This window comes from Pantoea sp. M_10 (assembly GCF_008631515.1).
Classification (GTDB): domain Bacteria; phylum Pseudomonadota; class Gammaproteobacteria; order Enterobacterales; family Enterobacteriaceae; genus Pantoea; species Pantoea anthophila.
On record NZ_VWUL01000009.1, the window covers coordinates 50,997 to 73,297 of the forward strand.

Below are 22,301 nucleotides of genomic sequence, written 5' to 3' on the forward strand. Positions count from 1 at the left end.
TAGGTTCTACGAGCAACAAACAACAAGCATATAAGGAAAAGATAGAATGGCTAAGGGGCAATCATTACAAGACCCGTTTTTGAACGCACTGCGTCGTGAACGTGTTCCGGTTTCGATTTATCTGGTTAACGGTATTAAGCTGCAGGGTCAGATTGAGTCATTTGATCAGTTCGTCATTTTGTTGAAAAACACGGTAAGTCAGATGGTTTATAAACATGCCATTTCTACCGTTGTTCCTTCACGCCCGGTTTCTCACCATAGCAATAATACCGGTGGCGGCAGCAACAATTACCATCATGGTGGCAGCAACACATCTGCGCAGCCACAGCCACAACAAGACGGTGATAACGCAGAGTAACGCGTCGCCGTACAGCCAGGATCGGAGAACAGTGGTTTTCCGTCCTGGTCTTTTATTTTAGCGAGGTTATAGCTTGTTTGACCGTTATGATGCCGGTGAGCAGGCCGTACTGGTACACATCTGGTTCTCCCAAGACAAAGAAGTAGAAGATCTGCAGGAGTTTGAAACCCTGGTCTCTTCTGCTGGCGTTGAGGCGCTGCAAGTGGTAACTGGCAGCCGTAAAGCGCCACACCCCAAGTATTTTGTCGGTGAAGGAAAAGCCGTTGAAATTGCCGATGCGGTAAAAACAACAGGAGCATCGGTCGTCTTATTCGATCATGCCCTTACGCCCGCTCAGGAAAGAAACCTCGAGCGCCTGTGCGAATGCCGGGTCATTGATCGCACCGGTTTAATTCTGGATATCTTTGCCCAACGGGCACGCACCCACGAAGGTAAATTGCAGGTCGAGCTGGCACAGCTTCGCCATCTCGCCACACGTCTGGTGCGCGGCTGGACCCACCTTGAACGCCAGAAGGGCGGGATTGGTTTGCGGGGTCCGGGTGAAACCCAGTTAGAAACAGACCGCCGTCTGTTACGCGGACGCATCAGCCAGATTCTGTCTCGCCTTGAGCGGGTTGAAAAGCAGCGCGAACAGGGGCGTCAGTCACGTGCCAAAGCGGATGTGCCGACCGTTTCGCTGGTGGGGTATACCAACGCCGGCAAATCGACCCTCTTTAATGCCATGACCTCGGCCAACGTCTTTGCCGCAGACCAGCTGTTTGCGACGCTCGACCCTACGCTGCGCCGTCTGAATGTGGCTGATGTCGGGGAAGTCGTGCTGGCGGACACGGTCGGGTTTATTCGCCATCTTCCTCACGACCTGGTTGCCGCGTTTAAAGCCACGCTGCAGGAGACACGCCAGGCGACGCTGCTGCTGCACGTGGTTGATGGCGCCGATGTTCGCGTCACCGATAATATGGCTGCCGTCGATGCCGTCCTCGAAGAGATTGAGGCGGATGAGATCCCGACGTTACTGGTGATGAATAAAATCGATATGCTCGACGGATTTGAGCCGCGTATCGATCGCAACGAAGAGAATCTGCCGATTCGTGTCTGGCTCTCTGCCCAGACCGGTGCAGGCCTTCCGTTGCTCTGGCAGGCGCTCTCTGAGCGGCTGTCCGGGGAGATTGCTCAGCATGCATTACGTCTGCCACCGGAAGCGGGGCGACTTCGCAGTCGCTTCTATCAGTTGCAGGCGATTGAGAAAGAGTGGAATGAAGAAGACGGCAGTGTAGGATTGCAGATACGTATGCCCATTATTGAATGGATGCGTTTATGTAAGCAGGAACCGTCGCTGACCAGTTACATTGTTTGATATTGCCAAAACGCATTTACCTTAACATTAGACGATTGTCGCATCCGAAAAATGAAGGGTAAAAACCGTAATTACAATAAATGGAGTAGAACATGGCGTGGAATCAGCCCGGAAATAACGGACAGGACCGCGACCCGTGGGGAAGCAGCAATAATCAAGGCGGCAACTCTGGGGGGAATAAGGGAGGACGGGAATCCGGGCCTCCTGATCTGGATGATATCTTCCGTAAACTGAGCAAGAAGCTTGGCGGACTGGGCGGTGGCAAACAGAGCGATAACGGTCAGCGCGGCTCCGGCAGCGGTGGCAAACTGGCTGGCATCGTCGCGGTAGCGGCGGTCGTCATCTGGGCTGCAAGCGGTTTCTACACCATCAAAGAAGCGGAACGGGGCGTGGTCACGCGTTTCGGTAAGTTCAGTCACCTGGTCGAACCGGGTCTGAACTGGAAGCCGACCTTCATCGATCAGGTTCGTGCGGTCAACGTCGAGTCGGTGCGTGAACTGGCGGCGTCTGGCGTCATGCTGACCTCCGACGAAAACGTGGTGCGCGTAGAGATGAACGTGCAGTACCGCGTGACCGATCCGGAACGCTATCTTTATGCGGTCACCAGCGCCGACGACAGCCTGCGTCAGGCGACAGACAGCGCGCTGCGTGGCGTAATTGGCCGTTCTACCATGGATCGCATTCTCACCGAAGGCCGTACCGTGGTGCGTAGCGATACCCAGCGTGAAATTGACGAGACGATTCGCCCGTACAACATGGGCATCGCGGTACTGGACGTCAACTTCCAGGCGGCCCGTCCGCCAGAAGAGGTGAAATCTGCGTTTGATGACGCTATCGCCGCACGTGAAAACCGCGAGCAGTACGTCCGTGAAGCGGAAGCCTACGCTAACGAAGTTCAGCCTCGTGCGAATGGCCAGGCGCAACGTATTCTGGAAGAGGCGCGCGCTTACAAAGAGCGAACCGTTCTGGAAGCGCAGGGTGAAGTGGCGCGTTTCGCCAAGATTCTGCCGGAGTATAAAGCGGCGCCAGAGATCACCAAAGAGCGTCTCTATATTGAGACCATGGAACGCGTACTGAGCCATACCCGCAAAGTTCTGGTTAACGATCGCGGTAATAATCTGATGATGCTGCCGCTGGACCAGCTGATGCGTGGCGGTCAGGCTGCATCCGGCCAGCACGGTCAGAAGGGCGGAACCAGCTCGTCACTGCCTGCGCTCTCCGATCGCAATGCCAGCCGCAATGACACGTCGTCATACAGTCCGGACAACATCATGGATCAGCGCCGGGCGAATGCTCAGCGCAGCGACAGCCAGCGCGAAGGGAGAGAGTAATCGATGCGTAAGCCAATAATATTTTTAATTATCGTCGTGCTGGTGGCGCTCTATGCGTCGCTGTTTGTGGTGCAGGAAGGCGAGCGCGGCATCGTGCTGCGCTTCGGTAAAGTCCTGCGCGACGGCGAAAACAAGCCGCAGGTGTTTGAGCCGGGTCTGCATTTCAAGATCCCATTCCTGGAAACGGTTAAGACGCTGGATGCACGTATCCAGACCATGGACAATCAGGCCGATCGCTTCGTCACCAAAGAGAAGAAAGATCTGATCGTGGACTCCTACATCAAGTGGCGTATCAGCGACTTCAGTCGTTACTACCTGGCCACCGGTGGCGGGGATGTCTCTCAGGCGGAAGTGCTGCTGAAACGTAAGTTCAGTGACCGCCTGCGTTCTGAAATGGGCCGTCTGGATGTGAAAGATATCGTTACGGATTCCCGCGGTCGCCTGACCACGGACGTGCGTGACGCGCTGAACACCGGTTCTGTCGGCAGCGATGATGAAGTAGCGACGCCAGCGGCGGATGACGCGATTGCCAGCGCAGCGGCCCGTGTTGAGCGTGAAACCAACAGCAATGAGCCCGCTCCGAATCCGAACAGTATGGCCGCGTTAGGTATTCAGGTCGTTGATGTGCGCATCAAGCAGATCAACCTGCCGACCGAAGTGTCTGATGCGATCTTCAACCGTATGCGCGCTGAGCGTGAAGCGGTTGCACGCAGCCAGCGTTCACAGGGTCAGGAAGAGGCGGAAAAACTGCGCGCCCAGGCGGACTATCAGGTCACGCGTACGCTGGCCGAAGCGCAGCGTGAAGCGCTGATCACCCGCGGTGATGGTGATGCGGAAACGGCCCGGTTGTTTGCCGATGCGTTCAGCAAAGATCCTGACTTCTACGCCTTTATTCGTAGCCTGCGTGCTTACGAAAACAGTTTCAGCGAAAATCAGGACGTGATGGTGTTAAGCCCGGATAGCGACTTCTTCCGATATATGAAGGCGCCCTCTAACGCGACACGCTAAGAACTGATATAACCTACAGGCCGACAATGTTGTCGGCCTTTTTTTTGGGTATCAGAATGAAAACAAGCATCTGGATGGCACTGGCGCTGGTGTTAGTGCTCGAAGGGTTGGGGCCGATGTTTATGCCACGCCTCTGGCGACGCATGATCCTGTCGATGACCCGGTTACCGGATCGTCTGCTGCACCGTTTCGGTGGCGGACTGGTGGTGGCAGGCATGGTCATCTACTGCATGCTGAGTCTGCACGGCAACGTCTGAAACCGTGGCTGAAACCGGCTAAATTGTGCCTTTTTGCGCCAGAATCCCCAACATGTTGTAGTGATCAAAACTCAGGCAAAAAAGCGCGCAATCGTATGCTAAAAGTGCTGAAAACAGCGGGATCAGATGGTAGAATCCTTTTTTAAGCAATCGGTGATTTTGAGAAATGGGTAAGAACGTCGTCGTACTGGGCACCCAATGGGGTGACGAAGGTAAAGGTAAGATTGTAGACCTTCTGACTGAACGCGCGAATTACGTTGTGCGTTATCAAGGCGGCCACAATGCGGGCCACACGCTTGTCATCAACGGTGAAAAAACCGTCCTCCACCTGATCCCTTCTGGCATTCTGCGCGATAACGTGACCAGCATCATTGGTAACGGTGTTGTGCTCTCTCCTGAAGCCTTAATGAAGGAGATGAAAGGTCTGGAAGCGCGCGGGATTCCGGTACGTGAACGTCTGCTGATTTCTGAAGCCTGTCCGCTGATCCTGCAATATCATGTTGCGATGGACATGGCGCGTGAACGTGCGCGCGGTGCCAAAGCGATCGGGACCACCGGCCGTGGCATCGGACCGGCTTATGAAGATAAAGTGGCGCGTCGCGCACTGCGCGTCAGCGACCTGTTCAACAAAGAAACCTTTGCTGCCAAGCTGAAGGAAGTGGTCGATTTCTACAACTTCCAGCTGGTGGAGTACTACAAAGAGCCAGCCGTCGATTTCGACAAAGTGCTGAGCGATGTGATGGAAGTCGCTGACATCCTGACCGGCATGGTGGTTGACGTCTCTGAACTGCTGGACAGCGCGCGTAAGCGTGGCGATCTGATCATGTTTGAAGGCGCGCAGGGTACCCTGCTGGATATCGACCACGGGACCTATCCTTACGTGACCTCGTCCAACACCACCGCAGGTGGCGTGGCGACTGGTTCAGGTATCGGCCCGCGTTATGTCGACTACGTGCTGGGTATTGTGAAAGCGTACTCCACCCGCGTAGGTGCAGGCCCGTTCCCGACCGAGCTGTTCGATGAAACCGGTGAGTTCCTGTGTGCACAGGGCAACGAGTTTGGTGCGACCACCGGACGTCGTCGTCGTACCGGCTGGCTGGATGCGGTGGCCGTTCGCCGTGCAGTTCAGATCAACTCCCTGTCAGGTTTCTGCATGACCAAGCTGGACGTGCTGGATGGCCTGAAAGAGGTGAAAATCTGTGTCGCTTACCGTATGCCGGATGGCCGCGAAGTGACCTCTACGCCGCTGGCAGCAGAGAACTGGGAAGGCATTGAGCCGATCTACGAAACGCTGCCAGGCTGGAGCGAGACAACGTTTGGCGTTAAGACGCTGGAAGGTTTACCTCAGGCGGCGCGTGATTACATCAAGCGCGTTGAAGAGGTAACGGGTGTGCCGATTGATATTATTTCAACCGGTCCCGATCGCAGTGAAACAATGATTCTGCGCGATCCGTTCGACGCATAATGATTGAGGCCGGACGCTGTCCGGCCCTTGTTTTTCCACTCTCTGATGCCACTTATCTTCCCTTCGCTTGTCAAACCCGGTGCTGACTGAAAAAAACGCACGGCCAATCACACTCTGGTTTATCATCGTAGTTAATCGAATGGCGATCCGATTTAATCCCGACACCCATTGTAAGGCGAACAATGTCATGCCACGCCTGAAGGTTCACTGAGGTTACTGTGCAGCTCACGAGTTTTACTGATTATGGCTTACGGGCCCTGATTTATCTGGCCTCGTTACCCGAAGGCCAGCAGACCAATATTACTGCGGTAACCGACACGTACGGTTTGTCGCGTAACCATATGGTCAAAATCATTAATCAGCTGAGCCGGGCGGGCTATGTCGCTGCAACACGGGGTAAAAATGGCGGTATTCGTCTGGGTATGCCGCCGCGTCAGATTGTGATTGGTGAAGTGGTCCGCAGGATGGAGCCGCTACAATTAGTCGATTGCCCCTCCTGCTCCATTTCGCCCGCCTGCCGTCTTAAACAGGCGCTGCATGATGCAGTACAGCGATTTTTGCAGGAGCTGGATAACTATACGCTGGCCGATTTGGTCGAAGGCAATACGCCACTTTATGAAATCATACTGTCCAGATCGCCGGCGGATATAAATATTAAATGACATCGGAGGAACCGTTATGTCAAAAGATCCTTTTCAGGATAGAGAAGCTGAAAAATACGAAAACCCTATTCCAAGCCGTGAATTTATCCTGGCTTTATTAGAAAAACGTGAAAAACCGGCCAGCCGTGAAGAGCTGGCTGAAGAGATGAATCTGCACGATGAAGAGCAGCTCGAGGCGCTGCGTCGCCGCCTTCGCGCCATGGAGCGTGATGGTCAGCTGGTCTTCACCCGCCGTCAGTGTTATGCCCTGCCAGAACGCCTCGATCTCCTGCGCGGTAAAGTTATCGGCCATCGTGATGGCTACGGTTTCCTGCGGGCGGAAGGTCAGAAAGATGACCTCTATCTTTCCGCTGAACAGATGAAATTCTGCATGCACGGTGACGTGATCCTGGCGCAGCCGCTGGGTGCCGATCGCAAAGGCCGTCGCGAAGCGCGCGTGGTCCGGGTGCAGGAACCCCGCAACAATCAGATCGTTGGCCGCTACTTTACCGATGCCGGTGCCGGCTTCGTGGTGCCGGATGACAGTCGCCTGAGTTTCGATATTCTCATCCCCCCAGAAGAGACGATGCAGGCCCGTATGGGTTCCGTGGTGGTGGTGGAGCTGGTGCAGCGCCCGAACCGTCGCAGCAAAGCGATCGGTAAAGTGATTGAAATCCTCGGCGAAGATATGGGCACCAGCCTGGCCGTGGATATGGCGCTGCGCACCCATGAAATTCCGCACACCTGGCCGCCGCAGGTAGAAGCCCAGATCAGCCAGCTGAAAGAAGAGGTGCCGGAAGAGGCGAAAAAAGGCCGCGTCGATCTGCGCAAACTGCCGCTGGTCACCATTGATGGTGAAGATGCCCGTGACTTCGATGATGCCGTCTACTGTGAGAAAAAGCGCGGGGGTGGCTGGCGTCTGTGGGTAGCGATTGCCGATGTGAGCTACTACGTTCGTCCGGGCACGCCACTGGATGATGAGGCGCATCAGCGCGGCACCTCGGTCTACTTCCCGTCACAGGTGGTGCCGATGCTGCCGGAAGTGCTGTCGAATGGCCTCTGTTCGCTTAACCCGCAGGTGGATCGCCTGTGTATGGTGTGCGAGATGACCATTTCGACCAAGGGTAAACTGACCGGCTTCAAACATTATGAAGCGGTGATGAACTCCCATGCGCGTCTGACCTATAACAAGGTCTGGAATATCCTGCAGGGCGACAAAGAGCTGCGTCAGCAATACGCGCCGCTGGTTAAAGATCTTGAAGAGCTGCATAACCTCTATCAGGCGCTGGATGCTGCACGCGAAGAGCGCGGCGGTATCTCGTTTGAGACGGAAGAGGCGAAGTTTATTTTCAACGCCGAGCGCCGTATTGAGCGGGTGGAACGCGTCTCCCGTAATGACGCCCACAAGCTGATCGAAGAGTGCATGATCCTGGCGAACATCGCCTCGGCACGCTTTGTGGAGAAAAATCAGGAACCGGCGCTGTTCCGCGATCACGATCGTCCGACCGACGAGAGCATTAAGAGCTTCCGTACCGTGCTCAATGAGCTGGGACTGAGCCTGCCAGGCGGCAACAAACCGCAGCCTGTTGACTATGCGGCGCTGCTGAAGCAGGTGGCCGATCGTCCGGATGCGGAAATGCTGCAGACCATGCTGCTGCGTTCCATGAAACAGGCGGTGTACGATCCGGAGAACCGCGGCCACTTCGGTCTGGCCCTCTCCTCCTATGCTCACTTTACCTCGCCGATCCGTCGCTACCCGGATCTGACGCTGCACCGCGCCATCAAATATCTGCTGGCAAAAGAGCAGGATGAAGGCAAAGGGCTGGTTCAGCGCGCCATTAAGTACCTGATGCCGAAAGATCGCAGCGTTGCCAAAGATCTGACGACCGCGACCGGGGGCTATCACTATGACATGCCGCAGATGCTGCAACTGGGCCTGCACTGTTCCCTGACTGAGCGCCGCGCAGATGAAGCGACGCGCGACGTGGCGGACTGGCTCAAGTGTGACTTCATGCAGGATCAGGTCGGTAACGTGTTCAACGGCGTCATCTCCAGCGTCACCGGATTTGGCTTCTTTGTGCGCTTAAACGATCTCTTCATTGATGGTCTGGTGCATGTCTCCTCACTCGACAATGACTACTACCGTTTTGACCCGGTAGGGCAGCGTCTGATTGGTGAATCGGGCGGGCGCACCTATCGCCTGGGTGACACCGTGGAAGTGCGGGTGGAAGCCGTGCATATGGACGAGCGTAAAATCGACTTTGCCCTGATCTCCAGTCAGCGGCAGGTGCGTGGCGAAGGAAAAACCGCGCGCGACCGCGCAAAACGTGACGATAAAGCGCCAGCGAAGCGCCGTCGCGATGCGAGCCGTAAGTCTAACTTCGAGCCGGACGCCGCCTTCCGGGGAGGCAAAGGCAAATCTGCCGGGGCAAATAGCGAGAAAAAAAGTAAAAACGTCTCGGAAAAAACCCGTAAAATCGCCGCCGCCACAAAGGCGAAGCGCGCCAGAAGAAAGGCCGAGTCTGACTGAGGCGCGTCACCGCCTTTTCTCTCCGGAGAAAGGGCGGTTATTCTTTTCATTTCCAACCACTGAGCAGATTGATGAGCGAAATTATTTTTGGTATCCATGCCGTGCAGGCGCTGCTGGAACGTGCTCCACAACGTTTTCAGGAAGTCTTTATCCTCAAAGGCCGCGACGATCGTCGCCTGCAACCCGTGGTCGCCGCGCTGGAAGCTCAGGGGATCGTCATTCAGCTGGCGGAGCGTAAATGGCTCGACAGTCAGGTCGAAGGCGGGGTGCATCAGGGCATCGTGGCACGGGTGAAACCCGGCCGTCAGTATCAGGAGGGCGATCTGCCGGATCTGCTGCAGAGCCTGGACAAACCGTTCCTGCTGGTGCTGGATGGCGTCACCGACCCGCACAATCTGGGCGCCTGTCTGCGCAGCGCGGATGCGGCCGGTGTGCACGCGATTATCGTGCCGAAAGATCGTTCTGCCCCTCTGAACGCCACCGCCAAAAAAGTGGCCAGCGGCGCGGCGGAAAATGTGCCGTTGATCCGCGTCACCAACCTGGCGCGTACGCTGCGTCTGCTGCAGGAGTACAACATCTGGGTTGTCGGCACCGCAGGTGAAGCTGACCATACCGTCTTCCAGAGCAAAATGACTGGCCCGATGGCGCTGGTGATGGGCGCAGAGGGTGAGGGCATGCGTCGCCTGACCCGTGAACATTGCGATGAGCTGATCAGCATTCCGATGGCGGGCAGCGTTTCGTCGCTCAACGTCTCGGTGGCCACCGGCGTCTGCCTGTTTGAAGCGGTGCGCCAGCGCAACGCCTGATCCCCGATGTGATCCTCGCCACAAATTAGTTTCTGTACCAGGCATAACCCTGCGTCCTTCGCATACTTACGGAGTGACATCCGCGAGGAGTGGTTATGACCTGGACAACACACACCGTTTTTAATCAGCCCCATCCTCTCAGCAACAGTAATCTGTTTCTTTCCGATACGCCGCTCAGCGAAGCCCTTTCCCGTGAGGGGGCCGGATGGGATCGGGAATGGCTGACCTCCGTTGGCTCACAGCTCGGCGGGGCCGAGTCGCTGGAGCTTGGCCGGCTTGCCAATACTGAACCCCCTGAGCTGCAGCGCTATGATGCCCGTGGCGTGCGGCTGGATGAGGTCCGTTTTCACCCCGCCTGGCACCTGCTGATGCAGGGCGTCTGCGCCAGCCGCCTGCACAACCTCAGCTGGCAGCCTGCGGTTCGGGAACAGGCGAGCGTGGCGCGCGCCGCGCGCTTTATCCTGCATGCACAGGTTGAAGCGGGCACGCTCTGCCCGATGACCATGACACACGCCGCCATTCCGCTGCTGCAGACCTGTCTGCCCGCCGCATTTGAGGGCTGGCTCGATCCGCTGCTCAGCGACCGCTACGATACCCATGCGCAGCCTGGCGACCAGAAACGCGGCCTGCTGATCGGCATGGGAATGACAGAGAAGCAGGGGGGCAGCGATCTGCTTACCAGCACCACCTTTGCAGAACCGCTTGAGGCGCGCGGCCCCGGCGAAGCCTGGCGGCTGACCGGCCATAAATGGTTTTTCTCCGTGCCGCAGAGTGATGCGCATCTGGTGCTGGCGCAGACGCCCGCCGGATTAAGCTGCTTCTTCCTGCCGCGACTGCTGCCCGACGGCACCCGCAATGCCATTCAGCTTGAACGGCTCAAAGAGAAGCTGGGCAATCGCTCGAACGCCAGTTGCGAAGTGGAGTTTCGCGAGGCGACGGGCTGGCTGCTGGGAGAAGAGGGTGAAGGGGTGCGGCTGATCCTGAAGATGGCCGGGATGACGCGCTTCGACTGCGCACTCGGCAGTCACGGGCAGATGCGGCGGGCCTTCTCGGTGGCACTCTGGCATGCCCACCAGCGTCAGGTGCAGGGGAAAAATCTGGTGGATCTGCCGCTGATGCGGCAGGTGCTGGCTCAGCAGGCGCTGCAGCTGGAGGGGCAGACTGCGCTGCTGATGCGCCTGGCGCGCGCCTGGTCCCAGCCGGCGAAACCGCATGAGGTCACCTTTGCCCGCTTATTTACCCCGGCCGCTAAGTATCAGATCTGCAAAGCGGGCGCGCCGTTTGTGGCGGAGTCGATGGAGGTGCTGGGCGGGATTGGCTACTGCGAAGCGAGTGAGCTGCCGCGTCTCTATCGTGACATGCCGGTCAACAGTATCTGGGAGGGGGCGGGCAACGTGATGTGTCTGGACGTCCTGCGCGTGCTCGCCCGCCAGGCGGAGGTGACTGAGATGCTGAATCAGGAGTTTGAGGCGGTAAAAGGATGTAACCGGCATTTTGATGCGCGCTGGCGTCAGCTGCGGCTGAGACTCAGCCACATCCCTGAAGAGCAGGCGCGCGAGGTCACCCGCACGCTGCTGCTGCTGGCGACGGGCGCTCAGCTGCTGAAATATGCCGAGCCGCCGCTGGCCGATGCCTGGTGCCAGCAGTGGCTCGACCCGCGCGGTTCACGCCCGCTGGAAGCCGCAGTGACCGATCGTTTACTGGCCCGCGCCTGTGGCCGGTGACGCACCATAAAGAATCGCACTGGCGTACCACAAGCCAGGCATCACCGTTTCACTTAGCGCCACGATCTGATAGTAAACCGCTCCGGCCTGATTGGCCCGGGCGGCCACCGCCCGCTGGGCGTCATCCGGCGAGCCATGCACGTTCACGGTGATATTACCCAGCTTCGGTAAGCCGCCACTCTGCGACCGTGAAATCTCCTGTGCCTGCTGCGTTGGGGCAGGCGGCGCTTCTGGCGTTGTCTGAAGGGCGGAACAGCCTGCCAGAAGCAGGCTCAGGATCAGTAAGTAAGCGGAACGCATAGCAAAACCCTTTTTCAGGACGAGACAGTAAGTGTATGTCATCGTGCTGAAGGCGGTCAGGCTTTAAGGCTGAATACGCTGACCAGTTGGGTGAGATGATGACCTTTATCACTCAGCGTCTGCGCACTGTTTTCCGCCTGCGCCACCAGCTCGCTGTTCTGATGGGTCGCCTGACTGATCTGATTCATCGCCAGATTAACCTGACCAATGCCCGCCGCCTGCTGCTGCGCCGCCACGTTGATCTCGCCCATCAGCGCCTGCACCTGCTCGATGTGCGTCACAATGTCACTCATCGCATCGCGCGTCTGTTCAGAGAGCTGATGTCCCTGTGCCACGTTGCCGATGGAGGTGGCAATCAGCCCATCGATCTCTTTGGCCGCCTGCGCTGACCGCTGTGCCAGTGCCCGCACTTCTGCCGCGACCACGGCAAAACCGCGACCCTGTTCACCGGCTCGCGCCGCTTCAACGGCGGCATTCAGCGCCAGGATGTTGGTCTGGAAGGCAATCGACTCAATCACATGGGTAATGTCCGCAATGCTTTGTGACGACACTTTAATCGCTGACATGGTGTTCACCGAGCGCTCCACCGTCTGGCTGCCGTGGCTGACGATTCCGCTGGCTTCCGCCACCAGGGACATCGCCTGACGCAGGCTGTCGGCGGTGTGTTCCACCGTTGCGCCAAACTGCTCCATGCTGGCGGAGGTCTGCTCGACGCTGCTGGCCTGACGTCCAATCTGCTCGCTGATGTTATGGCTGCTGACGGCGATGGTATCCGTACCGTCACTGATCTCCTGTGCGGCAACGCGCACCTGGCTGACGATTTTTTCCAGACCGTTTCCAATGCCGTTAATTGCCACGATCAGCTGGCCTACCTCATCAGAGCGGGTGGTCTTCAGGTTGACCTGCAGATTACCGGCGGCATACTGCTCCGCCAGATGGATCACCTGCTGCAGCGGATGGGTAATGGCCCGGCGGCTGTACCATACAAACCCCAGCGCAAAGATCACCACCAGAATCAGTCCGGTCATCAGGAACAGGTTACGGCTGTGGGTAATCGGAGCCAGCAGGCTGGCACGGTTAACTTCGCCGGTGATCACCCAGTTCCAGCCCGGCAGCTGCTGCCAGGCCAGGATTTTCTGCTCACCGTCAATTTCCACCTGCTGCATGCCCTGTGGCTGCGTCAATAGCGGCTGCAGGATAGCGCTATCCCAGCCGGGCTGTTTTCCTTCGTTGTGCTGGTCAAACAGATAGTTGCCCTGCGTCTTACCGGGCGTGCCGTTGAGCACAAAGAAATGACCGCTGTCACCCAGCCGGCGAGCCAGGATTTTTTCGCGCATCAGCGCATACTGCTTGTCAATGCCGACGCCGACGAAGAGGATGGCAACGACCCTGCCACTCTCATCCTTTACCGGCTGGTACTGCGTGATATAGCGGTGGCCGAACAGCGTGGCCAGGCCCTGATATGTCCTGCCTTCGTGAACGCTTTTCCAGGCGGCGCCGGTGCGATCAAGCTGAGTACCGATAGCCCGACTGCCATCCTCCTTTTTCAGCGAGGTGGAGATGCGGATAAAATTATCGCCATCGCGCACAAAAATCGTCGCCACCGCCGCGGTGCGGTCAGTGAAATCGTCGACGGCGACCTGATCGAGGTTCAGCGTTTTTAATCCGGCGCGCAGCACGGGCGTTGAAAATGCGCCTACCTGAATTCTGGCGCTGTCATCAAGGCTGAAACGCCTGGGTAAAAAGCTGATAAACAGATTGGTATAGTGGCTCACCTCTTCGGTGAGGGTGGCGTTGAACATGGAGGCCATTTCATTAATGCCCTGCACCTGATTGTGCATGTCATCGATGGCGAGATTTTCCAGCTGGCGTGAGGCGTTGTGGCTTTGAGTCAGGGTGAGTACCAGCAACAGCAGCGCAACGCTGAGAGACGTCAGTACAGACAGCTTAACTCCAAGACTCAGGCCGCTGAGAGAGAGACGCGTCATAAATTACCTTTGAACAAGTTATGGGGGTACACCATCAACGGCAGGGAGGGGGAAAAGTTTAGGGCGAAATCCGGCCGCTAAGCGCAGCGGCACGTTTCGTTAAATCATCCACAGCACGTACACTGAAGCGGCACGCTTTCACCCCATCAGGAGAGACGATGATCGAACTCATGACAGAAACGCTGGCCGGTATTGAATGCCTGCACGCCACGCCTGCCGGACAGCGCCAGGCACCGCTGCCCACGGTGCTGTTTTATCACGGCTTTACCTCGTCGAAAGAGGTCTACGCCTACTTTGCGGTGGCGCTGGCGCAGGCAGGTTTTCGCGCGGTGATGCCCGATGCGGCGCGACACGGCGCGCGCTATGACGGTGATGCCGGGACACGCCTGGACCGCTTCTGGGAGATCCTGAAGCAGAACATTGATGAGCTGCCGCAGCTGGAAGCGGCGCTGCGAGATGAAAATCTGATCGCCGGTTCGCGTTTTGCGGTGGCGGGGGCCTCAATGGGCGGCATGACCGCCCTGGGGGCCATGGCGCGCTACCCACAGATTCACAGCGTCGCCTGCATGATGGGATCGGGCTATTTTATGCAGCTCAGTCACTCACTGTTTCCGCCGCGGCTCCCCGATACGCCCGACCGGCAGGCGAAATTTGCTGCCCGTATGGCGCCTCTGGCGGAGTATGACCCCTGCAACCGGCTCACGGCACTGGCAGACCGGCCGCTGCTGCTGTGGCATGGCGAGGCGGATGAGGTGGTGCCCTGGGCGGAAACCGAGCGGCTGGAGAGGGCCCTGCGTGACAATGGCCTGGATCAGCATCTGACGTCGCTGTCGGAAAAGGGGATTGGGCATAAGATCACCCCCTCCGCCCTGACGGCGCTGGTCAGCTTCTTTCGTCATCAGCTGTAAACGATGAACGGGCGGAGCAGGATGCCGCCGCCCGTGACGCGACCGGTACTTACCAGCGCGCAGCCGATTTCTCAGCTGGACTGGCAGGCGCGCTGACCGGGTTTCGTTCCGGCCTGTCCAGCCGGTTAACGTAGACATAACCGGATGCCGCTTCACTGCTGTGACTTCTTATCTGCTGCGCACAGTCAGCATGGCTGGCAAGGGCGGGTGGAGACAGGAAGAGACCCAGGAAAGTGGCGATGACGAACGTTTTCATGCCCGACTCCTCACTTCAGGGAAGACACTCTGTGTGACGCCAGCGACCCTGTCGTGACGTCTGCTTTAATTTTAGCCACTGCCCCTGCGAACGCCAGATCGTCCCGCTGAACCTCTCTGTCAGCGTTTTTGAACGATTCCGCGTTAACCCGCTGTTTTTACACTGTTCCCTGCCTGACCCACCGACACCGCGTCCCCAGCCGCATTTTATTGAAATGTGTGCTTGAGTTTAGCCACGGTCGCCAGTATGATTACGCGTCAATTTTTCAGCCGCATTCTCAGGCTGTGTCCCACAAAGGCTCGTTACGGCGAACGGTTGTGGGACACAGCCTATAACGTTCCTTGCTTCCATGGGCCGCGGCTGACCCCGACAGGAGGCTGAATAATCCGTAAGGAGCAATTTCGATGCGTCATTACGAAATCGTATTTATGGTTCATCCTGACCAGAGCGAACAGGTTCCTGGCATGATCGAGCGTTACACTGGTGCTATCACTGGTGCACAGGGCACGATTCACCGTCTGGAAGACTGGGGCCGCCGTCAGCTGGCTTACCCGATCAACAAACTGCACAAAGCTCACTACGTTCTGATGAACGTTGAAGCGCCGCAGGAAGCGATCGATGAGCTGGAAACGAACTTCCGCTTCAACGACGCCGTTATCCGTAGCATGGTTATGCGCGTTAAACACGCGGTAACTGAAGCATCACCGATGGTTAAAGCGAAAGATGAGCGTCGTGATCGTCGCGAAGATTTTGCTAACGAATCCGCTGATGAGTCAGATGCTGGGGATTCTGAAGAGTAATCCATCGTGACGGTTAATCGACTGCGCTTGTCCGGCACTGTGTGCAGGACGCCGGTTCGAAAAATTAGCCCGTCAGGAATTCCTCACTGTCAGTTTGTGCTAGAGCACCGCTCAGTGCAGGAGGAGGCCGGGTTTCACCGGCAAGCCTGGTGTCGTATGCCGGTAATTATCAGCGGCAGCACCCATCAGGTGATTACTCAACATATAACGGTCGGCACGCAACTCACACTGGACGGTTTCATTAGTTGCCATCAGGCACGCAATGGCCAGAGCAAAGTGGTGTTCCATGCCGAGCAGATTGAATTGATAGATTCTGGAGACTAGCCTAATGGCACGTTATTTCCGTCGTCGCAAGTTCTGCCGTTTCACCGCGGAAGGCGTTGTTGAGATCGATTACAAAGACATCGCAACGTTGAAAAACTACATTACCGAAAGCGGTAAAATTGTCCCGAGCCGTATCACCGGTACTCGTGCAAAATACCAGCGTCAGTTGGCTCGCTGCATCAAGCGCGCGCGTTATCTGTCTCTGCTGCCGTACACTGATCGTCATCAGTAATCGGCAACTGTCCATTAACGACTTTAAGAGGATAAGGTAATGCAAGTTATTCTGCTTGATAAAGTAGCAAACCTGGGCAGCCTGGGTGATCAGGTTAACGTTAAAGCGGGCTACGCTCGTAACTTCCTGGTTCCACAGGGCAAAGCTGTTCCTGCTACAAAGAAAAACGTTGAGTATTTCGAAGCACGCCGTGCTGAACTGGAAGCCAAACTGGCTGACGTTCAGTCTGCAGCGACTGCACGCGCTGAGAAAATCAATGCACTGGGCACCGTGACCATCACGTCTAAAGCAGGCGATGAAGGTAAGCTGTTCGGTTCAATCGGTACCCGCGACATCGCTGATGCAGTTACTGCTGCTGGCGTTGACGTAGCGAAGAGCGAAGTTCGTCTGCCGAACGGCGTTCTGCGTACTACCGGTGAGCATGAAGTAGACTTCCAGGTCCACAGCGATGTATTCGCTAAACTGACCGTGAAGGTTGTTGCTGGTTAATTTTATTAACTGAGCACAACAAAATCGCCGGCCCTGTGCCGGCGTTTTTGTTTTTATGCTTGCTCAGCTACTGCGCGCGGATAAAGCTGCCGTCTGTCTGACGGGTAAACAGCACCGGGCCCTCTGCGCCCTCCACCGTCAGTCCCGTTACCACACCCTGTGCATCCTGTCGGATTTTGACCTGCTGACCACTTTTCAGTGAGCTGAGGGGCTGATCGTTGCCTTCCACCCGCGCCATCGCAAACACATCATTGACCGGCAGGCTGTTGTCACGAAACAGCTGCGCCAGCGTCTGGCCGGATGCGATGGTCAGACTGCGCCACGCGCCCTGAGAGTCTGCTTTTGGCGTCTGCTGTGATGAGGAGGCCTGCCCGGAGCGGGTGTTATCGTAGATATCCGCCTGCATCGGCACCTCTTTCTCTGCGGAAGGCGTAACCGGCTGCTCGACCGGATAGCGCGGCGTCGTGGCAGGCCAGAGAAACGCTACCAGCATAACCAGCAGCGCCGCCACAATGCCGCGACGGTGCGGTGCGGGCAGCGGTGCCATCCAGCGGATGTCGTCGGTAAAATGCCAGATTCGCTGAAGCCATGTCGGCAGGCGGGATGACGTCTCAGAAGCCATGCGGGGTTCCTCCTCTCCGGCAGGCTGCGCTGGCCTGCGTGCGGCCAGCCAGGTCTGCAGCCGGGATATCATATGTGTTGCGCGCGTCCGGCGGCGTCGTGGGGCGATCTGGCCCATAGTTGCTCTCTTCTTCGTGTGCCACAGACGGGGGGGATTCCGTCGTTAGTTATAGTATGGGCAATACTGGCGCGAAGTGCCTGCCAGCATTGATAAATCTGACGGCTCTATTGTTTCTCTTTCGCCGGGAAAAGTCATCTGCGATGCAGGGCATTTTACGCCAGCGGCCTGCGCTGCTATGCTGCCGGTTCGAATTTATCCGAGAGTGAAAGGAACGAAGATGACTACCCCTTCTTTCGACAGCGTCGAAGCACAAGCAAGTTACGGTATTGGTTTACAGGTTGGCCAGCAGTTGCTGGAATCTGGTCTGCAGGGGCTGCAGCCAGAAGCACTGCTCGCGGGCCTGCGCGACGCGCTGGAAGGGAACTCGCCTGCCGTACCGGTTGATGTCGTTCATCGCGCACTGCGTGAAGTTCATGAACGCGCTGAAGGCGTACGTCGTGAGCGCACCGAAGCCATGGCAGCAGAAGGTCAGGCGTTCCTGCAGGAACATGCGCAGCGTGAAGGCGTGAACAGCACCGAATCCGGTCTGCAGTTCAGCGTGATTACTCAGGGCGAAGGTCCTATCCCATCGCGTCAGGATCGCGTACGCGTGCACTACACCGGCAAACTGATCGACGGCAGCGTGTTCGACAGCTCGGTGGCGCGTGGCGAACCGGCAGAGTTCCCGGTGAGCGGTGTGATCCCAGGCTGGATCGAAGCCCTGACCCTGATGCCGGTTGGCTCAAAATGGGAACTGGTGATCCCACAGAACCTCGCGTATGGCGAGCGCGGTGCGGGTGCCTCCATCCCACCATTCAGCACCCTGATTTTCGAAGTGGAACTGCTGGAAATTCTGTAATTGCCAGACGCTGCAACCGCCCGGTTGCAGCGTTTTCTCCTGCCTTACTTCTGCTGTAAATTCACCTGCCACAACGCGAAGCCAGTCGCATCGGTCCCTTTGGGCTGAAGCGGATATTGCGCATGCTGCTTAATAAACCCGGTGGCTTTCTCACCCGGTGCTGTCTCAAACCGGATGTCCAGCGGCGTGGATGCGTTAATCGGGGCCAGCCGCCAGTTATTGTCCGCTTTTGGCTGGACTTCCCCGTGCGCCTTAGTCTCTGCACTGATATAGGCTGCCACCACCGAACGGTTCTCATCCGGCGAGGCAAAGGCGACATAGTTATCGCCGGTGCCGGCAAATTTGCCGCCATAAGCACGATAGTTGTTCGTCGCCACCAGGAAGGTCGCCTGCGGGTCGATCGGCTTACCCTGCCAGCTCAGCTGACGGATACGGGAGGCATCAGGATGGATCAGCTGGCACTCGCTGTCGTAGCGCGCTGGCTGGGTGACATCGATCTGATAGGTGACCCCGTCGATCACATCAAAGTTATAGGTGCGGAAATCCCAGTTAATCAGCGACTGTGTTTTCGTACTGTGCGGATCGATCTGGTTAAACTGGCCTGCAGAGCACTCCAGCCACTCTTTAACCTGCGCCCCGCTGACCTTCATGACCACCAGCGTGTTGGGGTAGAGATAAAGATCGGCGGCGTTGCGGAAGGTCAGCGGCCCTTTCTCCACTTCGACATAGCTGGCCGGATCGTTTTTACGCCCGCCCGCCTTGAAAGGCGCCGCCGCTGAGAGTACCGGCAGACGGCCCAGATCGGGATCGCCCTGAATGAAGTGCTCGACATAGGCGCGCTGAGCGTTGTTGACGATCTGCACGGTGGGATCGTCCTGTACCAGCGACAGGTAGCTATACATCACGTCGGCGGACTTGCCGATGGGTTTCGCCACAAAGTCCCGCGTGGCGCGGTGATCCTCAGCCAGGACCTTCACCAGCGCGGGATCTTCTGCGGCGAGAGACTTTTTCGCTGCGATGTCATAGATCGGGCGCGCCTCAGCTTTGCCGCTCGTGACCTGCCACCTGCCGTTGTCATTGTTCAGCACCAGGTCGACCACGCCCAGGTGATCGCCCCACATGCCGGGCATCACTGCAGGCACACCGTTCAGGGTGCCGTTCTTAATGTCTGCGCCTTTAATCGCGGCAAAATCTTTACCGGGGAAGACGGCGTGGGCATGGCCAAACAGGATGGCGTTGATGCCTTCAACCTGACTGAGATAGTAAACCGAGTTCTCCGCCAGGGTGTGATACGGCTCGCTGCTCAGACCGGAGTGCGGAATCGCGATGACCAGATCCGCGCCCTGCGCACGCATCTCCGGCACATAGCGGCGCGCCGTTTCCGTGATGTCATCGACCCGCACCTTGCCCTGCAGATTGGCTTTATCCCACACCATGATCTGCGGCGGCACAAAGCCGATATAGCCAATCTTCAGGGTCCGGGTTTTGCCTTCACGATCAACCAGCGTGGTGGATTTGATGAGGTAAGGCGTAAACAGCGGCTTGCCACTCTTCACGTCAATGACGTTGGCATTGACGTAGGGAAAGCGGGCACCGGCCAGCGCTTTCTTCAGGTAGGGCAGGCCATAATTAAATTCATGATTGCCGAGGTTGCCGACGCTGTAATCCAGGGTGTTGAGCGCCTTGTAGACCGGGTGGATCTCCCCCTCACGCAATCCCTTTGCCGCCATGTAGTCGCCCAGCGGACTGCCCTGAATGATATCGCCGTTGTCGACCAGCAGGCTGTTTTTCACCTCCTGACGCGCGGCGTGGATCAGCGTGGCGGTGCGCACCAGGCCAAACTTTTCGGTTGGGGTGTCTTTGTAGTAGTCGAAATCCATCATGTTGCTATGAAGATCGGTGGTTTCCAGTATGCGTAGATCGACCGTTGCGGCCTGTGCGGCGGCGGAAACGCCAAGTGCCAGTAAGACTATGCCGGGCTTAAACATGCCTGCTCCTGCTGCAAAATAATTGGGGATCTCAAAATAATGTAAAAGCCTGCCGGTGGGTCATTTTAAATCGTGATGGATATAACGTTTTGGCGCATCGGAGGCGGCACCGGATTCCGGCGGGCGCGCAAAGTGGCGCAGGCGTGGCGATAAACGGGTAACTATGATATTGATATATCTATAAATTGGCGCGCTGGTCAGCCTGTAAATGGGCAGGTCAGGCGAAACTGCTAAAATGTCACTGTCTGACGGAAAGCTGATCCTGCAGCAGAAAGACACAACGAGGTGAAAAATGTTAGAGCAAATCTGCCAACTGGCACGCGAAGCAGGCGACGCGATTATGCAGGTCTATAACGGTGCCGCGCCGCTTGACGTTTCTCACAAATCGGATGATTCGCCGGTGACCGCCGCGGATATCGCTGCGCACGAGGTCATCCTCTCTGGCCTGAAGCAGTTAACCCCCGATCTGCCGGTGCTGTCAGAAGAAGATCCGCCCGCCTGGACAGAGCGTCAGCACTGGCAGCGCTACTGGCTGGTCGATCCCCTGGATGGCACCAAAGAGTTCATCAAACGCAACGGCGAATTTACGGTGAACATTGCGCTGATTGAGGCGGGCAAGCCGATTCTGGGCGTGGTTTATGCCCCCGCGCTGGGTGTGATGTACTCTGCGGCGGAGGGGAAGGCGTGGAAAGAGGAGGGCGGTCATCGTGAACAGATTCATGTGCGTGACGCACGACCTCCGCTGGTGGTGGTGAGCCGTTCCCATGGCGACGATGAGGAGATGAAAGAGTACCTGAAGCAGCTGGGCGAGCATCAGACCGTTGCAACCGGCTCCTCACTGAAATTCTGCCTGGTAGCGGAAGGGAAAGCTCAGCTCTATCCCCGTTTCGGACCCACCAATATCTGGGACACCGGTGCAGGTCATGCGGTGGCGATGGCTGCAGGTGCGCATGTGCATGACTGGCAGGGTAAAACCCTGGATTACGCGCCGCGCGAATCTTTCCTGAACCCCGGCTTCCGCGTGTCGCTGTTTTAACGCGGGCTGAGCGTCTGCCTTCTGACGCCCCGGCGAGCTTCGCGCCCGCCGGGGCGTCTGCTATTCCGCCTTCAGCAGTGAGGTGACCAGAGCAATCACGTCTGTCACTTCATCCTGCGTCAGCGGGCCATCCTTCACAAATTTCACCGTGCCCTGTTTATCCAGCACGACGATGGCGGAGCTGCCCGGCTGCAGCTGCCAGGCGTGCTGCACATTGCCCTTGCTGTCGACGATAAACTGCGACCAGGGATACTGCTGCTTATTGGTTTCAATGCTGCTGCGCACAAACATGCCGGTGCCGGGGATCGCATCATCGGTGTTAACGATGGTAGTGGTCTGATAGCGGTCATGCGGCAGCTTCGCGGCCTTAATCGCCTCTATCAGCGCGGCGTTCATCTCTTTGGCGGAGGAGCGCCCGGCAATGTGCTGAATCACGCGAACTTTTCCACTCAGCTGCGCGCTATTCCAGTTTTTATAGCTAAACTTCTCCTGCTGCAGTATCAGCTCGCCTTTGTCGTTGACGCCCGTGGCGGGCACTCGGGAATCGAGCCTGAGGTCGTGGGCCATGACGCCCGCCAGCATGAGTAATGACAACGCCACGGCTGCCAGAATATTTCGCATCGCACTTTCCTTAAGTGATCAGACCAGTCAGTCATTTTACTGCAATAGTAAGCAGGGATGATGCGCCTGTCGTGGAAAGGTGTCAGGTTTGTTATGCCCGCCACAATTCCTTAACCAACGAAGGTTTATACTGTGTCATATGAGAGTCATAACAGACTGTTCTGTAATGATGTGTCAACTCAGTAAAAAAATTCATTTTTCGGAACACCAGTAGTGTTCGGTGTTCTATAGTTATCGCGAATTCGCGCTTCATGGGCTGGTACCTACTTTGGAAACGGCGAAGCGTGCTTTAAAAATGTACAGGA

Annotated in this window: 23 protein-coding genes; 17 read left to right on the top strand and 6 right to left on the bottom strand. The window is 57.2% G+C overall.

The genetic code is table 11. From position 1 onward, the window contains the following. Positions 1 to 46: 46 nt before the first annotated feature. From hfq to F3I47_RS19620, 10 genes are all read left to right on the top strand, one after another. Positions 47 to 358, top strand: coding sequence for an RNA chaperone Hfq (gene hfq / locus F3I47_RS19575; RefSeq protein ID WP_009087468.1), 312 nt, complete (start codon positions 47 to 49; stop codon positions 356 to 358). Between the two features lie 73 nt (positions 359 to 431). Beyond that, the gene (gene hflX, locus F3I47_RS19580; RefSeq protein ID WP_009087467.1) at positions 432 to 1,712 is read left to right on the top strand and encodes a ribosome rescue GTPase HflX; all 1,281 of its coding nucleotides are present in this window, start codon (positions 432 to 434) and stop codon (positions 1,710 to 1,712) included. 92 nt (positions 1,713 to 1,804) lie between these two features. Next, positions 1,805 to 3,043 carry an FtsH protease activity modulator HflK gene (gene hflK, locus F3I47_RS19585; RefSeq protein ID WP_009087466.1) on the top strand — a complete coding sequence of 413 codons (1,239 nt, stop codon included), beginning with the start codon at positions 1,805 to 1,807 and terminating at the stop codon, positions 3,041 to 3,043. Between the two features lie 3 nt (positions 3,044 to 3,046). Further along, entirely contained in the window at positions 3,047 to 4,051 is a 1,005-nt protein-coding gene (gene hflC / locus F3I47_RS19590) for a protease modulator HflC (protein ID WP_009087465.1), read from the top strand. A 56-nt stretch (positions 4,052 to 4,107) separates the two neighbouring features. Beyond that, the gene (locus F3I47_RS19595; protein WP_009087464.1) at positions 4,108 to 4,308 is read left to right on the top strand and encodes a DUF2065 domain-containing protein; all 201 of its coding nucleotides are present in this window, start codon (positions 4,108 to 4,110) and stop codon (positions 4,306 to 4,308) included. A gap of 166 nt (positions 4,309 to 4,474) precedes the next feature. Beyond that, positions 4,475 to 5,773 carry an adenylosuccinate synthase gene (locus F3I47_RS19600; protein WP_009087463.1) on the top strand — a complete coding sequence of 433 codons (1,299 nt, stop codon included), beginning with the start codon at positions 4,475 to 4,477 and terminating at the stop codon, positions 5,771 to 5,773. Between the two features lie 218 nt (positions 5,774 to 5,991). Continuing rightward, positions 5,992 to 6,435 (top strand): nitric oxide-sensing transcriptional repressor NsrR, encoded by a 444-nt coding sequence (nsrR, locus tag F3I47_RS19605; protein WP_111208582.1) that lies wholly within the window; start codon positions 5,992 to 5,994, stop codon positions 6,433 to 6,435. A 16-nt stretch (positions 6,436 to 6,451) separates the two neighbouring features. Further along, positions 6,452 to 8,944, top strand: a complete 2,493-nt coding sequence (gene rnr, locus F3I47_RS19610; protein ID WP_009087461.1) for a ribonuclease R — start codon at positions 6,452 to 6,454, stop codon at positions 8,942 to 8,944. Between the two features lie 71 nt (positions 8,945 to 9,015). After that, entirely contained in the window at positions 9,016 to 9,750 is a 735-nt protein-coding gene (gene rlmB, locus F3I47_RS19615) for a 23S rRNA (guanosine(2251)-2'-O)-methyltransferase RlmB (RefSeq protein WP_009087460.1), read from the top strand. A gap of 95 nt (positions 9,751 to 9,845) precedes the next feature. Beyond that, positions 9,846 to 11,474, top strand: a complete 1,629-nt coding sequence (locus F3I47_RS19620) for an isovaleryl-CoA dehydrogenase (RefSeq protein WP_150030244.1) — start codon at positions 9,846 to 9,848, stop codon at positions 11,472 to 11,474. On the opposite strand, the gene bsmA is transcribed toward F3I47_RS19620, so the two are convergent. Both bsmA and F3I47_RS19630 read right to left on the bottom strand, forming a co-directional pair. Next, positions 11,448 to 11,774, bottom strand: coding sequence for a biofilm peroxide resistance protein BsmA (bsmA, locus tag F3I47_RS19625; protein WP_009087458.1), 327 nt, complete (start codon positions 11,772 to 11,774; stop codon positions 11,448 to 11,450). The genes F3I47_RS19620 and bsmA overlap by 27 nt on opposite strands. A gap of 56 nt (positions 11,775 to 11,830) precedes the next feature. Continuing rightward, on the bottom strand, positions 11,831 to 13,762 hold the full coding sequence (locus tag F3I47_RS19630; RefSeq protein WP_150030243.1) for a methyl-accepting chemotaxis protein: 1,932 nt from the start codon (positions 13,760 to 13,762) through the stop codon (positions 11,831 to 11,833). A gap of 158 nt (positions 13,763 to 13,920) precedes the next feature. Here F3I47_RS19630 and yjfP point away from each other — a divergent pair, with 158 nt between their 5' ends. Beyond that, positions 13,921 to 14,670, top strand: a complete 750-nt coding sequence (yjfP, locus tag F3I47_RS19635; protein ID WP_150030242.1) for an esterase — start codon at positions 13,921 to 13,923, stop codon at positions 14,668 to 14,670. Between the two features lie 49 nt (positions 14,671 to 14,719). On the opposite strand, the gene F3I47_RS19640 is transcribed toward yjfP, so the two are convergent. Then, on the bottom strand, positions 14,720 to 14,926 hold the full coding sequence (locus F3I47_RS19640; protein ID WP_140029567.1) for a hypothetical protein: 207 nt from the start codon (positions 14,924 to 14,926) through the stop codon (positions 14,720 to 14,722). Between the two features lie 404 nt (positions 14,927 to 15,330). On the opposite strand from F3I47_RS19640, the gene rpsF reads away from it, so the two are divergent. Genes rpsF through rplI form a run of 4 tightly spaced genes read left to right on the top strand, consistent with a single transcriptional unit; the run spans position 15,331 to position 16,771 of the window. Continuing rightward, entirely contained in the window at positions 15,331 to 15,726 is a 396-nt protein-coding gene (gene rpsF / locus F3I47_RS19645) for a 30S ribosomal protein S6 (RefSeq protein WP_009087450.1), read from the top strand. Positions 15,727 to 15,732: 6 nt separating this feature from the next. Continuing rightward, positions 15,733 to 16,050 carry a primosomal replication protein N gene (gene priB, locus F3I47_RS19650; RefSeq protein ID WP_009087448.1) on the top strand — a complete coding sequence of 106 codons (318 nt, stop codon included), beginning with the start codon at positions 15,733 to 15,735 and terminating at the stop codon, positions 16,048 to 16,050. A 4-nt stretch (positions 16,051 to 16,054) separates the two neighbouring features. Further along, the gene (rpsR, locus tag F3I47_RS19655) at positions 16,055 to 16,282 is read left to right on the top strand and encodes a 30S ribosomal protein S18 (RefSeq protein WP_002210155.1); all 228 of its coding nucleotides are present in this window, start codon (positions 16,055 to 16,057) and stop codon (positions 16,280 to 16,282) included. 39 nt (positions 16,283 to 16,321) lie between these two features. Next, complete coding sequence (rplI, locus tag F3I47_RS19660) at positions 16,322 to 16,771, top strand: 50S ribosomal protein L9 (RefSeq protein WP_058956512.1); 450 nt, start codon at positions 16,322 to 16,324, stop codon at positions 16,769 to 16,771. A gap of 67 nt (positions 16,772 to 16,838) precedes the next feature. Here rplI and F3I47_RS19665 read toward each other — a convergent pair whose 3' ends face one another. Next, complete coding sequence (locus tag F3I47_RS19665) at positions 16,839 to 17,510, bottom strand: LysM-like peptidoglycan-binding domain-containing protein (protein ID WP_150030241.1); 672 nt, start codon at positions 17,508 to 17,510, stop codon at positions 16,839 to 16,841. 220 nt (positions 17,511 to 17,730) lie between these two features. Between F3I47_RS19665 and fklB the strand changes: the two genes are divergently transcribed. Next, positions 17,731 to 18,351: an FKBP-type peptidyl-prolyl cis-trans isomerase gene (gene fklB, locus F3I47_RS19670; RefSeq protein WP_009087442.1), complete on the top strand. Its 621-nt coding sequence runs from the start codon at positions 17,731 to 17,733 to the stop codon at positions 18,349 to 18,351. Positions 18,352 to 18,395: 44 nt separating this feature from the next. Here fklB and F3I47_RS19675 read toward each other — a convergent pair whose 3' ends face one another. Then, positions 18,396 to 20,339 (bottom strand): bifunctional 2',3'-cyclic-nucleotide 2'-phosphodiesterase/3'-nucleotidase, encoded by a 1,944-nt coding sequence (locus F3I47_RS19675; protein WP_150030240.1) that lies wholly within the window; start codon positions 20,337 to 20,339, stop codon positions 18,396 to 18,398. Positions 20,340 to 20,631: 292 nt separating this feature from the next. On the opposite strand from F3I47_RS19675, the gene cysQ reads away from it, so the two are divergent. Beyond that, positions 20,632 to 21,375 (top strand): 3'(2'),5'-bisphosphate nucleotidase CysQ, encoded by a 744-nt coding sequence (cysQ, locus tag F3I47_RS19680; protein ID WP_046102601.1) that lies wholly within the window; start codon positions 20,632 to 20,634, stop codon positions 21,373 to 21,375. A gap of 60 nt (positions 21,376 to 21,435) precedes the next feature. On the opposite strand, the gene F3I47_RS19685 is transcribed toward cysQ, so the two are convergent. Next, positions 21,436 to 21,996, bottom strand: coding sequence for a YtfJ family protein (locus F3I47_RS19685; protein ID WP_150030239.1), 561 nt, complete (start codon positions 21,994 to 21,996; stop codon positions 21,436 to 21,438). Positions 21,997 to 22,301: the final 305 nt, after the last annotated feature.

Bases quoted from the DNA above. Each gene is read 5' to 3' on its own strand.
- F3I47_RS19620 (WP_150030244.1), top strand. From the start codon at position 9,846: ATGACCTGGACAACACACACCGTTTTTAATCAGCCCCATCCTCTCAGC.
- rplI (WP_058956512.1), top strand. From the start codon at position 16,322: ATGCAAGTTATTCTGCTTGATAAAGTAGCAAACCTGGGCAGCCTGGGT.
- rlmB (WP_009087460.1), top strand. From the start codon at position 9,016: ATGAGCGAAATTATTTTTGGTATCCATGCCGTGCAGGCGCTGCTGGAA.
- F3I47_RS19640 (WP_140029567.1), bottom strand. From the start codon at position 14,926: ATGAAAACGTTCGTCATCGCCACTTTCCTGGGTCTCTTCCTGTCTCCA.
- hfq (WP_009087468.1), top strand. From the start codon at position 47: ATGGCTAAGGGGCAATCATTACAAGACCCGTTTTTGAACGCACTGCGT.
- F3I47_RS19675 (WP_150030240.1), bottom strand. From the start codon at position 20,339: ATGTTTAAGCCCGGCATAGTCTTACTGGCACTTGGCGTTTCCGCCGCC.
- fklB (WP_009087442.1), top strand. From the start codon at position 17,731: ATGACTACCCCTTCTTTCGACAGCGTCGAAGCACAAGCAAGTTACGGT.
- bsmA (WP_009087458.1), bottom strand. From the start codon at position 11,774: ATGCGTTCCGCTTACTTACTGATCCTGAGCCTGCTTCTGGCAGGCTGT.
- hflC (WP_009087465.1), top strand. From the start codon at position 3,047: ATGCGTAAGCCAATAATATTTTTAATTATCGTCGTGCTGGTGGCGCTC.
- hflK (WP_009087466.1), top strand. From the start codon at position 1,805: ATGGCGTGGAATCAGCCCGGAAATAACGGACAGGACCGCGACCCGTGG.
- F3I47_RS19595 (WP_009087464.1), top strand. From the start codon at position 4,108: ATGAAAACAAGCATCTGGATGGCACTGGCGCTGGTGTTAGTGCTCGAA.
- rnr (WP_009087461.1), top strand. From the start codon at position 6,452: ATGTCAAAAGATCCTTTTCAGGATAGAGAAGCTGAAAAATACGAAAAC.
- rpsR (WP_002210155.1), top strand. From the start codon at position 16,055: ATGGCACGTTATTTCCGTCGTCGCAAGTTCTGCCGTTTCACCGCGGAA.
- cysQ (WP_046102601.1), top strand. From the start codon at position 20,632: ATGTTAGAGCAAATCTGCCAACTGGCACGCGAAGCAGGCGACGCGATT.
- F3I47_RS19685 (WP_150030239.1), bottom strand. From the start codon at position 21,996: ATGCGAAATATTCTGGCAGCCGTGGCGTTGTCATTACTCATGCTGGCG.
- yjfP (WP_150030242.1), top strand. From the start codon at position 13,921: ATGATCGAACTCATGACAGAAACGCTGGCCGGTATTGAATGCCTGCAC.
- rpsF (WP_009087450.1), top strand. From the start codon at position 15,331: ATGCGTCATTACGAAATCGTATTTATGGTTCATCCTGACCAGAGCGAA.
- F3I47_RS19665 (WP_150030241.1), bottom strand. From the start codon at position 17,510: ATGGGCCAGATCGCCCCACGACGCCGCCGGACGCGCGCAACACATATG.
- F3I47_RS19600 (WP_009087463.1), top strand. From the start codon at position 4,475: ATGGGTAAGAACGTCGTCGTACTGGGCACCCAATGGGGTGACGAAGGT.
- F3I47_RS19630 (WP_150030243.1), bottom strand. From the start codon at position 13,762: ATGACGCGTCTCTCTCTCAGCGGCCTGAGTCTTGGAGTTAAGCTGTCT.